Origin of the sequence: Aeromonas sp. QDB03, assembly GCF_027707985.1 — a bacterium.
GTDB lineage: Bacteria > Pseudomonadota > Gammaproteobacteria > Enterobacterales > Aeromonadaceae > Aeromonas > Aeromonas hydrophila.
Genome location: NZ_JAPCJG010000003.1, coordinates 381,827 through 395,636, shown reverse-complemented (window position 1 = coordinate 395,636; position 13,810 = coordinate 381,827). Strand labels below are relative to the sequence as shown.

Sequence of the window (13,810 nt, the reverse complement as noted above, 5' to 3'; positions counted from 1 at the left end):
GTTTTGTGGCGGGTTTCACGGTTTGCGGTGCCGGCATGGGGCAGGATCGGCCCCCTGTTTCCTTCATGTCACGAGCCGTATCATGTCCTTATCCCCCCGTTTTGCCCTGCTTGCCTCCCTGGTCGCCGCCAGCCTGACCCTGCCCGCCGTGGCGGTCGAAGCCCCGGCCAGCCCCGCCGGTGTCACTGCGGTGACCCTGGCCCAGCAGGCCCCCATTCACTGGGTGTCGGTGACGCAGATTGCCAGGAGCCTGGATGGGTTGCCGCCGATGGCGGTAGGTTTCGACATCGACGACACCCTGCTCTTCTCCAGCCCGGGGTTCTATCGCGGCAAGCAGGAGTTCTCTCCCAACGACGAGAGCTACCTGAAGAACCCGGCCTTCTGGGAGAAGATGAACAACGGCTGGGACGCGTTCAGCGTGCCGAAGGAGGTGGGCAAGGCGCTCATCGTCATGCACCTCCAGCGCGGCGATCACATCTACTTCGTCACCGGCCGCTCGGCCACCAAGACCGAGACCGTGAGCAAGACCCTGCAGCAGACCATGAATATTCCGGCCGACCAGCTCAACCCGGTGATCTTCGCCGGCGATCAGCCGGGCCAGAACACCAAGGTGCAGTGGCTCAAGGAGAAGCAGATGAAGATCTTCTACGGCGATGCCGATGGCGACATCAAGGCGGCGCAGGAGCTCGGCATTCGCGGCATCCGGCTGCTGCGCTCGGCCAACTCCACCTACCGGCCGCTGCCGCTGGCTGGTGCGTTGGGGGAGGAGGTGATCGTCAACTCCCAGTACTGACTTCACCCATGAATGGAAAAAGGGCCGGATCCTGTCAGGATCCGGCCCTTCTTTTGGGCGTCTAGCGGGCGGCGAAGGTATTGCAGCTGGCGGGCTTGCCGCTGTCGAAGCCGCGCTTGAACCAGGCGTAGCGCTGGGCCGAACTGCCGTGGGTGAAGCTGTCCGGGATCACCCGGCCCTGGCTCTGCTGCTGCAGACGGTCGTCGCCGATGGCCTGGGCGGCGTTGAGCGCCTCTTCCAGATCGCCATGCTCCAGCACCTGCTCCCGCTGCATGTAGTGGCCCCAGACGCCGGCAAAGCAGTCAGCCTGCAACTCGAGTTTGACCGACAGCTTGTTCTGCTCGGCCCGGCTCAATCCCTGCTGCTGTTCACGCATCTTGCGCTCGATGCCGAGCAGGTTCTGCACGTGGTGGCCCACCTCGTGTGCCACCACGTAGCCCTGGGCGAAGTCGCCGTCGGCCCCCAGCTTGTCGCGCATCTCCTGATAGAAGGAGAGATCGATGTAGACGGTGCGATCCGCCGGGCAGTAGAAGGGGCCCATCACCGACTGGCCCTGTCCGCAGCCGGTACGGGTTGCGCCGCGATAGAGCACCAGTTTGGGGGCCTGATAGCGGCTGCCGCTCTGCTGGAAGATTTCGCCCCAGGCATCCTCGGTGGAGGCGAGCATCACCGAGGTGAACCTGGCGAGGGGATCCTTGGCCGGCTGAGACATCTCCTGACGCTGGGGCTGGCTCTGGGTGGTCGGCTCGCTGAGCAGGGGGGAGAGGTCCACCCCGTAGTAGCCGGCCACCATGACCACCAGCAGCAGGATCAGACGCCCCTTGCCGCCGATGGGGATGCCGCCCCCGCCGCCCTGCTGGCGCCTGTCTTCCACATTGTTGCTCTCACGGCGATCTTGCCAGCGCATATGCTTGCTCCCCTGCTGTCCGGTGGCAGTAATGATAATGGCTGGCGGGGTGGCTTGCCTAACGGGGGCAGGCCGGCGACCGGGTCGCCGGCGGTGGTAGCGGGCGTTTATTCAGCCCAGGGCATCTCGGGCAGGGAGTCCAGAAACTGGCCGTAACGCTCGAGGTTGAAGGGGCCCTGATCCGCTTCCATCGCCATCAGCTCGGCCCCCAGGGCACAGGCGATATATTGCAGCGCCTCTTCACGGGGGGTGCCCTTCATCACCAGCCGCATCAGGGTCGCCTTGACCTGCAGCGGGTGGCCGTCGCTCAGCTGGTTGTCGACCATCTCCAGCAGGGTTTGTTCGTCGAAGAATTCGGTGGGTTCGCTCATGCTCTGCTTCCTAGTGATGCCATAAAGGGTGTCAGTATAGCGAGATAGCAATTAACACATTGAAATATTTCGATAAAAACATTTCGGTATGGGCAGTTTTTGTTATTCATAATTAATGTGGGTTTGCTGTCGGCAAACGACAACCATCATAAAATCGCATGGACGGATATCAATATGCCCACCATAGACTCGCTGTTATCCAAGCCCCAGAACCTGCCCAACGTGCCGGAAGTCATGCGCGAACTGGTGCAGACCTTCAACGAGAAAGAGCCGGATATCCTGCTGATCGCCAAGAAGATCAACAAGGATCCGGTGATCTCCGCCAAGCTGCTGCGGCTGGCCAACTCCGCCAAGTTTGGCGGCAGTCGCCAGGTCGCCACCGTCAACGAGGCCGTGGTACGGCTCGGGGTCGACGTGGTGCGCAACATGGTGCTCGCCTGCGGCCTGACAGGTTCCATCAATGCGGTGCCAGGCATCGATCTCAAACATTTCTGGGGCAAGGTATTCGACGTGGCTGAACTGGCCAGACGGCTGGCCAAGCTCAAGGGCATGAAGGGGGAGGAGGTGTTCACCTGCGCCCTGCTCTACGACATGGGACGGCTCATCATGCACGTGGGGCTGCCGGAGAACATGGTGAACCACATCAAGGATCTGGAGCCCAGCAAGGGGCGCGCCAAGGCCGAGGAGCTGGTGGTCGGCTTCAACTATGCCCAGACCGGGGCCGAGATGGCCAGGCGCTGGCAATTCCCCCTGAGCATCTGCCATGCGGTGGAGTATCACTACAACCCCTTGCTGGCCAAGGAGTTCTCTGTCGAGGCTGCCCTCATCCATCTGGCCATCGCCCTGGCGGCGCAATCCGACGTGGGGGACGAGGCGCCGCCCGAGTGGCCCGCCCAGGTGGCCGAGCGGCTCGGCCTCTCCTGGTCCGACTGTGCGGCGGTGTTCGTGGCGCTGCGCGAGCAGGGCAACGGTTATGCCGGGCTGCTGGCGGCCTGACGCGGCTGATTTCATTGACCGGGGCCGCGCTGCGGCCCTTTTTCATGGTGACAGCCTTGCCAATAGCCGGTGGCGGGGGCAGTCTTGGGGCCTGTCTCTTCTATGCGAGCCCTTGTCATGATCCTCTCCGAGCGCCTGGAACTGCGCGAACTGACCGTTGCCGATGCCCCCTTCATTGTCGAACTGCTCAACGACCCCGACTTTCACCGCTACATCGGCGATCGGGGCATCCGCACTCTGCAGGATGCCGAAAACTACATCCAGCAGGGGCCGGCGGTCAGCTATGCCCGCCACGGCCATGGCCTCTATCTGGTGGCCCGGCGCAGCGACGGCGCCAAGCTCGGCATCTGCGGGCTGATCAAGCGCGATACCCTGCCTTGTGAAGACATCGGCTACGCCTTCCTGCCCGCCTATCGCGGTCAGGGTTATGGCATCGAAGCGGCGCAGGCAGCGCTGCAGGATGGTCGGGAGCGGCTCGGCATAAAGCGGGTGGTCGCCATCGTTACTCCGGGCAACGAGCGCTCGGTGGCGCTGCTGGCCAAGCTGGGGCTGGTGCAGAGCAGGCTGGTCAAGCTGGCCGAGGATGCGGATGAGTGTCTGCTGCTGGAGGCGCAAGGTGCGCAGGCCTGCCGGGTCTGAGAGTACCGGCCAAGAGTGCGGGTGTTGGCTAGGCGATGTAGGGAAAATTTGCGGGAGTGAGACAAAGAGGCCGCCGTGAGTTGCGGCCTGTCTGCATCGGGCGCTGCCGTTGGGCAGGCAGGATCAGTTGAGGTCTTCGATGGAAAACTCGCCAGCGATGCCGTCACAGGAGATGGCAAAACCGCCGCTGAAGCGGGTGCTGAACTGGATCAGGAACCCATCGTCATCGTGCTCTTGCACGGGCAGGTTGATGGGTTTGCTGCGACGCAGGGGTTTGTGTGTTTGTACTGCTTTCATCATGGTATTTCTCTATATCAATTAGGTGTTTGCTCCTTGTATTGGCAAATGTCAGGTCAATGGGCGCGGTCAGCACGATTGCGGACGAGCGCGCAGGAATACCCAGCCCGGTTCAGGGGCGTCTGCACTTTCAAGGAATGCGCCAAGGACCACGCGGATGCATGATGCTACTTGGGAGTGGGCAGATCGGGTCTGCACCGTGAGAGCCGGGCAACGCAGGCAGACAGCCTGAACGGTTCTCAAGGCGAGTAAATCAGAAGAAGGTTATGCGGGTACTGGCAGGATTCATCGTGAGGTGAAGCATTTCAGGGTAAACATAATCAGGGCTGATTAACTAGCCGGCGCGCATTCTCTCCTCGACATGCGTAAAAAGCAAACAATTATTTGCAGTTTTTCCTTGAGGGTCGTCTGTCGGCCACAAAAAGGGCTCCCGAGGGAGCCCTTTTTCATCACCAGGTGACGTCAGCCGGTGACTCAATAGTGGCCGCTGGCCTTCTTGGCGGCGGTGATCATCGGAGTGATGGTCATGCCTTGTACCACGATGGAGAACATCACCACCGAGTAGGTCATCACCAGGATCACTTCCCGCAGGTCTACGCCGTGTTCCGGCAGCATCATGACGCCGGAGGGGAGCGCCAGCGCCATGGCCATGGCCAGACCGCCGCGCAGGCCGCCCCAGGTGAGGATCCGCACCGAGAACTTGTTGTAGCTGCGATAGCGGCGGAAAGCCATGTAGGGCAGCGACACGCTGATGAAGCGGGAGGCGAGGCAGAGCGGTACCGCGATGACCAGCAGGATCCAGTCACGCCAGGCCAGATCCAGCAGCACCAGCGCCAGACCGATCAGCAGGAACAGCAGGGCGTTGAGGAACTGGTCCATCAACTCCCAGAAGTGATCCAGGTGATGGCTGCTCTGCTCGGAGAAGCCGGAATGACGGGTCCAGTTGCCGATCATGATGCCGGTCACCACCATGGCCAGGGCGCCAGAGACGCCGATCATGTTGGCGAAGGCGAAGCCGGCGGTGGGGATGCAGAGGGTCAGCAGCAGCTCCAGCGAACCGTCGTCGGTGGCGCTGATCATCACGTGGGCGATGAGGCCCAGCACGGCGCCGAACAGGATGCCGCCGAGGGCCTCATGCAGGAACAGGCCGGCCACGCTGCCGAAGGTGGGCTCGACGCCGCCGAACGCCACGGCGAACACGGTGGCGAAGATCACCAGACCGACACCGTCGTTGAACAGCGATTCCCCTTCGATCTGGATGGCGATCTGGGGTGGCGCCTTCATCTTCTTGACGATGGCCAGTACGGCGATGGGGTCGGTGGGGGAGATCAGGGCACCGAACAGCATGCAATAGACCAGCGGCAGCTCCCAGCCCAGCAGCTTGGCGATGAACCAGAAGCCGTAGCCGACCATGAAGGTGGAGAGCAGGGTCGCCACGATGGAGAGAATGGTGATCTCCCACTTCTGGCTGCGCAGGGCTTTCAGATTGATCCCGAGACCGCCGGCGAACAGCAGGAAGCCCAGGATCCCCTTCAGCAGGAAATTCTGGAAGTCGATGCTCTCCATGGTCTTGACGGCCAGGGGTTCCAGATTGAACCAGCCCAGCTTACCGAACAGCACCAGCAGCGCGGAGATCAGCATGGAGCCCGCGGTGATGGCGATGGTGGTCTGGATCTTCACAACATACTGATTGGCAAAGGCGATAAAGATCGCCAACGCTGCCAGGAAGCAGAGTGTGTAGTAGACGCTCATAGTTATTTTTCTCTTTAGTAAACAGCAAGCACGTGTCCGGATTGAGGACGGGCATAGGGTACTCTTGGGTCACATGTTACTCATTACCTATTTATGAGTATATGGGTCACTGGTATAGACAGATAGACGGCTAGATTTCCATTTGATTTGTTTGCTGTTAGGATGCTGTTTACGCAGTTGCATGGATGTAAGAGGAACGAGCGGTGTCGAACAAAAAGTCGGATGTGACAAACAAACTGGAAGCCTGTCTCAAGGAGCGGATCCTGATCATCGATGGCGCCATGGGCACCATGATCCAGGGCTACAAGCTCGGTGAGGCCGATTATCGCGGCGCGCGTTTTGCCGACTGGCACACCGACATCAAGGGCAACAATGACCTGCTGGTGCTGACCCGTCCCGCCGTGATTCGCGAGATCCACGAGCAGTACTGCGCCGCCGGTGCCGACATCCTCGAGACCAACACCTTCAACGCCACCCGCATCGCCATGGCCGACTACGAGATGGAAGAGTTCTCGGCCGAGATCAACCGCGAGGCTGCCCGGCTGGCACGTGCGGTGGCAGACGAGTGGACGGCGAAAGAGCCCCACAAGCCGCGCTTCGTGGCCGGGGTCTTGGGCCCGACCAACCGCACCGCCTCCATCTCGCCGGACGTGAACGATCCCGGCAAGCGCAACGTCACCTATGACCAGCTGGTGGCCGCCTACACCGAATCGACCCACGCCCTGATCGAGGGTGGCGCCGACATCATTCTGATCGAGACCATCTTCGATACCCTCAACGCCAAGGCCGCCGCCTTCGCGGTGGAAGGGGTGTTCGAGGCGCTGGGCTACAGCCTGCCGGTGATGATCTCCGGAACCATCACGGATGCCTCGGGCCGTACCCTCTCCGGCCAGACCACCGAAGCCTTCTATCACTCGCTGCGCCACGTGAAACCCGTCTCGTTCGGTCTCAACTGCGCGCTGGGGCCGGATGAGCTGCGCCAGTACGTGGAGGAGCTGTCGCGCATCAGCGAGACCCATGTCAGCGCCCACCCCAACGCCGGGTTGCCCAATGCGTTCGGCGAGTACGATCTGGACGCGCACGAGATGGCCGAGCATATCCGCGAGTGGGCTGCGAGCGGCTTTCTCAATCTGGTGGGCGGCTGCTGCGGCACCACCCCGACCCATATTCGCGCCATGGCGGACGCCGTGGCGGGCATCAAGCCGCGCGCCCTGCCCGAGCTGCCGGTAGCCTGCCGCCTGTCGGGCCTGGAGCCCCTCATCATCACCCCCGAATCCATGTTCGTGAACGTGGGGGAGCGCACCAACGTCACCGGCTCGGCCAAGTTCAAGCGGCTGATCAAGGAGGGGCTCTACGACGAGGCCCTCGACGTCGCCAAGCAGCAGGTGGAGAGCGGCGCCCAGATCATCGACATCAACATGGACGAGGGGATGCTGGACGCCGAGGCGGCCATGGTGCGCTTCCTGAACCTGATTGCCGGCGAGCCGGACATCGCCCGGGTGCCCGTGATGATCGACTCCTCCAAGTGGGAGGTGCTGGAAGCCGGCCTCAAGTGCGTGCAGGGCAAGCCGGTGGTCAACTCCATCTCAATGAAGGAGGGGGAGGAGAAATTCATCCAGCAGGCCAGATTGCTGCGCCGCTACGGCGCCGCCGTCATCGTGATGGCGTTCGACGAGGTGGGCCAGGCCGATACCCGGGAGCGCAAGTTCGAGATCTGCCAGCGCGCCTACCGCATTCTGGTGGATCGGGTGGGCTTCCCGCCGGAAGACATCATCTTCGACCCCAACATCTTCGCGGTGGCGACCGGCATCGACGAGCACAACAACTACGCGGTGGACTTCATCGATGCGGTGAAGGACATCAAGCAGAACCTGCCCCACGCCATGATCTCCGGCGGCGTCTCCAACGTCTCCTTCTCGTTTCGTGGCAACGAGCCGGTGCGTGAGGCGATCCATGCGGTGTTCCTCTATCACGCCATCCAGAACGGCATGGACATGGGGATCGTCAACGCCGGTCAGCTCGCCATCTACGAAGACATCCCGAGCGATCTGAAAGAGAAGGTCGAGGCGGTGGTGCTGAACCTCAATCCGGACGCCACCGAGGCGCTGCTGGCCATCGCCGAGCGCTATCGCGGTGGCGGTGCCCAGGCGGAGGATCCGCGGGATCAGGCGTGGCGCAGCTGGCCGGTGGGCAAGCGGCTGGAGCACGCGCTGGTCAAGGGGATCACCGATTTCATCGAGGAGGATACCGAAGAGGCGCGGGCCGGTGCCGAGAAGCCGCTGCACGTGATCGAGGGGCCGCTGATGGACGGCATGAACGTGGTGGGCGATCTGTTCGGCGCCGGCAAGATGTTCCTGCCCCAGGTGGTGAAGTCGGCGCGGGTGATGAAGCGGGCGGTGGCCTACCTGCAGCCCTATATCGAGGCGGAGAAGTCCGGCGGTTCCAGCAACGGCAAAATCGTGATGGCCACCGTGAAGGGGGACGTGCACGACATCGGCAAGAACATCGTTGGTGTGGTGCTGCAGTGCAACAACTACGAGATTGTCGATCTCGGGGTCATGGTCTCTTGCGAGACGATCCTCAAGACGGCGCGGGAGGTCAATGCCGACATCATCGGCCTGTCGGGCCTGATCACCCCGTCGTTGGACGAGATGGTGCACGTGGCCAAAGAGATGGAGCGCCAGGGCTTCAAGTTGCCGCTGCTCATCGGCGGTGCCACCACCTCCAAGGCCCACACCGCGGTGAAGATAGAGCAGAACTACTCCGAACCCGTGGTCTATGTCTCCAACGCGTCGCGCGCGGTGGGGGTGGCCCAGAGTCTGCTGAGCCCGGAGCTCAAGCCCGCCTTCGTGGCCCGCATCGACAAGGAGTACGAGATTGCCCGCGAGCAGCACGCCCGCAAGCAGCCGCGTTCCAAGCCAGTCAGTCTGGCCCACGCCCGTGCCAACCGTCATCAGCTGGACTGGGTTGGCTATCAGCCACCCAAGCCCCGGGAACTCGGCGTGCAGACCTTCGAGGATGTGCCGGTCTCGGTGCTGCGCCCCTACATCGACTGGACGCCGTTCTTCCTGAGCTGGGAGCTGGCGGGCAAGTTCCCCCGCATCCTGGAAGATGAGGTAGTGGGGGAGGAGGCCACGCGCCTCTACGCCGACGCCAACGCCATGCTGGATCAACTGGAGCAAGATCGGAGCGTGCGCTGCGCCGGCATCATAGGTCTGTTCCCCGCCAACGCGGTGGGCGACAGCATCGAGGTCTACACCGACGAGTCGCGCCGCGAGGTGTGCAAGGTACTGCACCATCTGCGCCAGCAGAGCGAGAAGCAGGGCTTCCCCAACTACTGTCTGGCAGACTATGTGGCGCCGAAGGAGAGCGGCAAGCCCGACTGGATCGGCGCCTTCGCGGTGACCGGCGGCATAGGCGAGGAGGCCATCGCCAAGGCCTACAAGGCAGAGCACGACGACTACAACGCCATCCTCATTCAGGCGGTGTGCGATCGCCTCGCCGAAGCTTTCGCCGAGTACCTGCACGAACAGGTGCGTAAAGTGCACTGGGGCTATGCCCCCAACGAAGCCCTCAGCAACGAGGAGCTGATCCGCGAGAACTATCGCGGCATCCGCCCGGCACCGGGTTACCCGGCCTGCCCGGAGCACACCGAGAAGGGCGGCATCTGGGAGCTGCTGGGGGTGGAGCAGGCCATCGGCATGAAGCTCACCGAATCCTACGCCATGTGGCCGGGGGCGGCGGTGTCGGGCTGGTATTTCTCCCACCCCGACAGCAAGTACTTCGCGGTGGCGCAGATCCAGCAGGATCAGGTGGAAGATTATGCCCAGCGCAAGGGGATGACGCTGGCCGAAGCCGAGCGCTGGCTGGGGCCGAACCTGCATTAAAGGGGTGGCAACCGGGTCAATCCCGATTGCTCCTGGATGAACAACGGCGGCATCCTGTACTGGGGGACAGACCAGTCTGGTGCCGCCGTTTGACAATCTGGTGACGGCAGGATGGCAGCGCAGATTTCTGTGTGGTTTGTCTTGTTGTCAGGAGAAACAATTGGCGTTGTCTTGGCGCTGTGGCACCTTATACTCTCCCGCCCCATCCTGCCCAGGCACTGCCTTCTAGCGGAATTGTCATGAAGATCGCCATTTTATCCCGTGAGCCCAACAACTACTCCACCCGCCGTCTGGTCGAGGTGGCGCAGGCACGCGGTCATCAGGTCGAGGTGCTCGACACCCTGCGCTGTTACATGAACATCGCCTCCCACAATCCCTCCATCCACTACGAGGGGCGGGAACTGGAGAGCTATGATGCGGTGATCCCGCGCATCGGGGCCAGCATCACCTTCTACGGCACCGCCGTGCTGCGCCAGTTCGAGATGATGAACACCATGGCGCTCAACAGCTCGGTGGCCATCTCCCGCTCCCGCGACAAGCTGCGGGCCATGCAGTTGCTCTCCCGCCACGGCATCGGCCTGCCGGTGACCGGCTATGCCCACAGCACCCACGACGTGCCTGACCTCATCACCATGGTGGGCGGCGCGCCGCTGGTGGTGAAGCTGCTGGAGGGAACCCAGGGGATCGGCGTGGTGCTGTGCGAGACCCAGAAGGCTGCCGAGAGCGTGATCGAAGCCTTCATCCAGACCAACAACAACATCCTGGTGCAGGAGTACATCCGCGAGGCCAACGGCGCCGACATCCGCTGTCTGGTGGTCAACGGCAAGGTGGTGGCCGCCATGCGCCGCCAGGCCCAGCCGGGGGAGTTTCGCTCCAACCTGCATCGGGGCGGCACCGCCGAGGCGATCAAGATAAGCCCGGAGGAGCGGGCCACCGCGGTGCAGGCCGCCAAGATCATGGGGCTGGACGTGGCCGGGGTGGATATCCTGCGCAGTGCCCGCGGCCCGCTGGTGCTGGAGGTGAACTCCTCCCCCGGCCTGCAAGGGGTGGAAGCGGCCTCTGGCAAGGACGTGGCCGGCAAGATCATCGAGTTTCTCGAGCTCAAGGCGAGTCGCAAGCACAAGCCGGCGGAGTGACGCCGGGCTTGCTGCCACTCCATCACACAGGGCGCCTTCGGGCGCCCTGTTGTTTTTGGGCTGATCGCTCGGCTGGGCGTGTGGTCAGCAGGAGACTTGAACCTGCGGATGCAGCGAACGGCAAGACAGGTAACAAATGACGCTGGCTGCGGCGTTATCATCTGTTGCAAAATTGCACCACACCAATATCAAACACCATTGCTTAATTATTTTCTGGATGAAGTGACTGGATTGCCGTGCCGCACTTGCCTCCAGTTGGCACAAACGCTCTACTTGTCGCCCTTCGCAGGTCGCGAAACATAAAAATTTAATAAAACTATCTGCGGATTTTTTGCACGAATAAACCATTCGTGCCGACTTCCGTCATGATTTGACATTGTCATAGGCAGATTACGCAGCATGAATAACCAAAAATTAACATCCAGAGACATAGTCGCGTTGGGCTTCATGACCTTCGCGCTCTTCGTCGGTGCCGGTAACATCATCTTCCCGCCCATGGTGGGGTTGCAGGCCGGCGAGCAGGTGTGGGGCGCCGCCGCCGGCTTCCTGCTGACGGCAGTCGGCTTGCCAGTGCTCACTGTGGTCGCGCTGGCCAAGGTCGGGGGCGGTGTGGATGCCCTGAGTGCGCCCATCGGCCGCAAGGCCGGGCTGCTGCTGGCCACCGTCTGCTATCTGGCCGTGGGGCCGCTGTTTGCCACCCCACGTACGGCGACCGTCTCCTACGAGGTGGGGCTGGCGCCGCTGTTTGGAGACGATGGTTCGGCCCTGCTGATCTACAGCCTGGTCTACTTCAGCCTGGTGATCGGCATCTCCCTCTATCCGGGTCGGCTGCTCGACACCGTGGGCCACGTGCTGGCGCCGATCAAGATCCTGGCGCTGGCGGCGCTGGGTCTCGCGGTTCTGCTGTGGCCTGCCGGTTCTGCTATCCCTGCCGTCGAAAGCTACCAGCATCAGCCTTTCTCCAACGGTTTCGTCAATGGATACCTCACCATGGACACCCTGGGAGCCATGGTGTTTGGCATCGTCATCGTCAATGCGGCCCGCTCGCGCGGGGTGAGCAGCGCCAAGTTGCTGACCCGTTATACCGTACTGGCCGGCCTTATCGCCGGGATGGGCTTGACGCTGGTCTACCTCAGCCTGTTCCGCTTGGGCTCGGTGAGCGGTGAACTGGTGCCCCACGCCCAGAATGGCGCCGAGATCCTGCACGCCTACGTCCAGCACACCTTTGGCAGCATGGGCAGCGGCTTCCTGGCACTGCTCATCTTCATCGCCTGTCTGGTGACGGCCGTCGGCCTGACCTGTGCCTGCGCCGAGTTCTTCGCCCAGTACCTGCCGCTCTCCTACCGCACCCTGGTGTTGCTGCTGGGCGGCTTCTCCATGCTGGTTTCGAACCTGGGGCTGAGCCACCTGATCCAGCTCTCGGTGCCGGTGCTGACCGCCATCTATCCCCCCTGCATCGTGTTGGTGGTGCTGAGCTTCACCCTGCGCTGGTGGGGCAACGGCACCCGGGGGGTGGGGTCTGTCATGCTGATCAGCCTGTTGTTCGGCCTGATCGACGGGCTCAAGGCCTCGGCCCTGGCCGGCCTGCTGCCTGGCTGGAGCCTCGCCCTGCCCTTGAACGAGCAGGGGCTGGCCTGGCTGCCGCCCTCGCTGTGTGCCCTGCTGCTGGCGGCCCTCTGGGATCGCCAGCAGGGTCGTCCACAGGTGGCGTCTGTCAGCAAGAGCGCGGCCTGAATGCAAAACCGGCCTCTTGGCCGGTTTTGGTGGCGGAAACAACGAACAAGGCGCCCTCGGGCGCCTTGTTGTTTTACTCCCGCATCGCCAGTCTGGCGCTGAAGATGCCGTCCTCCAGCCGGGTCTCTATCTGCCAGCCCAGCTTCTCGCAGATGCGCTGGATGATGGTGAGGCCACAGCCATAGCCGAGGATCTGGTCTGGCGCGGCGGCGGTGGGGTTGCTGATGGTGAGCACGGGGCCGGCCAGCTCGATGTCGATGTGCCCCTCGGCGTAGCTGAGGGCATTCTTCAGCAGGTTGCCGAGCGCAATGGCGAGCAGGGAGAGGGGGGCCAGCGCCTCGCTCTCATCGTCCAGCTGCAACCGGATATCCAGCTCCTCCCGCTGCAGCAGCGGGGCGAGGCGGGCCAGCTCCTGGCGAATGAGCGGCGCCACCTGCTGGGGCGGGCGCTCCACCGGCTCCTTGCGGCCCAGCAGCAGAAAGGTTTCGGTGAGCAGCGCCATCTCGTCGGCGGCGGCGCGGATGCGGGTGGTGGCACGGGCGGCGGGCGCGGGCAGATCGCTCACCTTGCCGAGCAGGGCGGCCGAGCCCTGGATCACCATGTTGGGGGTGCGCAGCTCGTGGCTGGCGAAGCGGCTGAACTCCTGCTCGCGGGCAAACACGGCGGCCACCTCCTGCTTGCCGGCCAGCAGCGCCAGCTCGATGTCCCTGAGCTCCTGCCAGGGGGCGTCGGGCACGAAGTCCGCCTGATCCGGGGTGAGGTGGGCGACCCGCTGCTGCAGCCGCTGCAGCGGCCGGGTGATGTGGCGCACCAGCCAGATGCCGAAGCCGATGCAGCCGAGCAGCAGGGCCAGCCCGATCAGCCGGGTCGCCAGGTGCAGCTGATCCTCGTAGGGATCCAGGTAGTCATCGGCGTCGTCGTTGAACACCAGGTAGAGCAGCCCCTCACCGGACGGGTGGGGCCGCACCAGGAAGTGCTTGTCCTCGTCCCCCAGCACGTGTTCGTAGAAGCCCGGGCTCTGATAGGGCTTGAGCCAGACCGGCAGGCGGCCGGCCTCGGTCCAGTAGCTGGAAAACTGGCGCGGGCTGGGGGCAGGGGCCGCCATGCCGAGCCGCAGCCAGTCGTCGCTGTAGCGGGTCACCTCGGCCTCCAGCCAGTGGCGCAGGCTGAGCTCCTCCATCTTGTCCTCGGCCACCACCATCAGCAGGCTGATGATAACCAGCAGCAGCAGGCCGGCGCCGCTCAGGGTGAGGATCAGGCGACGGCGCAGGCTGGGCAGGCTCATGACGGCCTCCCGG

At 63.2% G+C, this 13,810-nt stretch carries 11 protein-coding genes; 6 read left to right on the top strand and 5 right to left on the bottom strand.

The window, feature by feature from the left end; translation table 11 throughout:
- The first annotated feature begins 82 nt into the window (after nucleotides 1–82).
- Complete coding sequence (gene aphA / locus PG900_RS11080) at nucleotides 83–793, top strand: acid phosphatase AphA (RefSeq protein ID WP_270801572.1); 711 nt, start codon at nucleotides 83–85, stop codon at nucleotides 791–793.
- 61 nt (nucleotides 794–854) lie between these two features.
- Here aphA and ypfJ read toward each other — a convergent pair whose 3' ends face one another.
- Together ypfJ and PG900_RS11070 are read right to left on the bottom strand one after the other, a co-directional pair.
- Nucleotides 855–1,700 (bottom strand): KPN_02809 family neutral zinc metallopeptidase, encoded by an 846-nt coding sequence (ypfJ, locus tag PG900_RS11075; RefSeq protein ID WP_270801571.1) that lies wholly within the window; start codon nucleotides 1,698–1,700, stop codon nucleotides 855–857.
- Nucleotides 1,701–1,807: 107 nt separating this feature from the next.
- On the bottom strand, nucleotides 1,808–2,071 hold the full coding sequence (locus tag PG900_RS11070) for a hypothetical protein (RefSeq protein WP_005308154.1): 264 nt from the start codon (nucleotides 2,069–2,071) through the stop codon (nucleotides 1,808–1,810).
- 174 nt (nucleotides 2,072–2,245) lie between these two features.
- Here PG900_RS11070 and PG900_RS11065 point away from each other — a divergent pair, with 174 nt between their 5' ends.
- Entirely contained in the window at nucleotides 2,246–3,067 is an 822-nt protein-coding gene (locus PG900_RS11065; RefSeq protein WP_024945656.1) for an HDOD domain-containing protein, read from the top strand.
- Nucleotides 3,068–3,184: 117 nt separating this feature from the next.
- Nucleotides 3,185–3,706 carry a GNAT family N-acetyltransferase gene (locus PG900_RS11060; RefSeq protein WP_024945657.1) on the top strand — a complete coding sequence of 174 codons (522 nt, stop codon included), beginning with the start codon at nucleotides 3,185–3,187 and terminating at the stop codon, nucleotides 3,704–3,706.
- 123 nt (nucleotides 3,707–3,829) lie between these two features.
- Here PG900_RS11060 and PG900_RS11055 read toward each other — a convergent pair whose 3' ends face one another.
- Both PG900_RS11055 and PG900_RS11050 read right to left on the bottom strand, forming a co-directional pair.
- Entirely contained in the window at nucleotides 3,830–4,006 is a 177-nt protein-coding gene (locus PG900_RS11055; RefSeq protein ID WP_017408838.1) for a hypothetical protein, read from the bottom strand.
- Nucleotides 4,007–4,477: 471 nt separating this feature from the next.
- Nucleotides 4,478–5,755 carry a cation:proton antiporter gene (locus PG900_RS11050; RefSeq protein WP_024945658.1) on the bottom strand — a complete coding sequence of 426 codons (1,278 nt, stop codon included), beginning with the start codon at nucleotides 5,753–5,755 and terminating at the stop codon, nucleotides 4,478–4,480.
- 203 nt (nucleotides 5,756–5,958) lie between these two features.
- Here PG900_RS11050 and metH point away from each other — a divergent pair, with 203 nt between their 5' ends.
- The 3 genes from metH (at nucleotide 5,959) to brnQ (ending at nucleotide 12,512) form a co-directional block, all read left to right on the top strand.
- The gene (gene metH / locus PG900_RS11045) at nucleotides 5,959–9,642 is read left to right on the top strand and encodes a methionine synthase (protein WP_270801569.1); all 3,684 of its coding nucleotides are present in this window, start codon (nucleotides 5,959–5,961) and stop codon (nucleotides 9,640–9,642) included.
- 239 nt (nucleotides 9,643–9,881) lie between these two features.
- Entirely contained in the window at nucleotides 9,882–10,778 is an 897-nt protein-coding gene (rimK, locus tag PG900_RS11040) for a 30S ribosomal protein S6--L-glutamate ligase (RefSeq protein WP_016349212.1), read from the top strand.
- 399 nt (nucleotides 10,779–11,177) lie between these two features.
- Nucleotides 11,178–12,512, top strand: coding sequence for a branched-chain amino acid transport system II carrier protein (brnQ, locus tag PG900_RS11035; protein WP_270831469.1), 1,335 nt, complete (start codon nucleotides 11,178–11,180; stop codon nucleotides 12,510–12,512).
- 73 nt (nucleotides 12,513–12,585) lie between these two features.
- Here the strand turns inward: brnQ and PG900_RS11030 are convergent, their stop codons facing one another.
- Nucleotides 12,586–13,797 carry a sensor histidine kinase gene (locus PG900_RS11030; RefSeq protein ID WP_168967909.1) on the bottom strand — a complete coding sequence of 404 codons (1,212 nt, stop codon included), beginning with the start codon at nucleotides 13,795–13,797 and terminating at the stop codon, nucleotides 12,586–12,588.
- Nucleotides 13,798–13,810: the final 13 nt, after the last annotated feature.

Coding starts and splice junctions, on each gene's coding strand:
- aphA (WP_270801572.1), top strand. CDS start 83: ATGTCCTTATCCCCCCGTTTTGCCCTGCTTGCCTCCCTGGTCGCCGCC.
- ypfJ (WP_270801571.1), bottom strand. CDS start 1,700: ATGCGCTGGCAAGATCGCCGTGAGAGCAACAATGTGGAAGACAGGCGC.
- PG900_RS11070 (WP_005308154.1), bottom strand. CDS start 2,071: ATGAGCGAACCCACCGAATTCTTCGACGAACAAACCCTGCTGGAGATG.
- PG900_RS11065 (WP_024945656.1), top strand. CDS start 2,246: ATGCCCACCATAGACTCGCTGTTATCCAAGCCCCAGAACCTGCCCAAC.
- PG900_RS11060 (WP_024945657.1), top strand. CDS start 3,185: ATGATCCTCTCCGAGCGCCTGGAACTGCGCGAACTGACCGTTGCCGAT.
- PG900_RS11055 (WP_017408838.1), bottom strand. CDS start 4,006: ATGATGAAAGCAGTACAAACACACAAACCCCTGCGTCGCAGCAAACCC.
- PG900_RS11050 (WP_024945658.1), bottom strand. CDS start 5,755: ATGAGCGTCTACTACACACTCTGCTTCCTGGCAGCGTTGGCGATCTTT.
- rimK (WP_016349212.1), top strand. CDS start 9,882: ATGAAGATCGCCATTTTATCCCGTGAGCCCAACAACTACTCCACCCGC.
- brnQ (WP_270831469.1), top strand. CDS start 11,178: ATGAATAACCAAAAATTAACATCCAGAGACATAGTCGCGTTGGGCTTC.
- PG900_RS11030 (WP_168967909.1), bottom strand. CDS start 13,797: ATGAGCCTGCCCAGCCTGCGCCGTCGCCTGATCCTCACCCTGAGCGGC.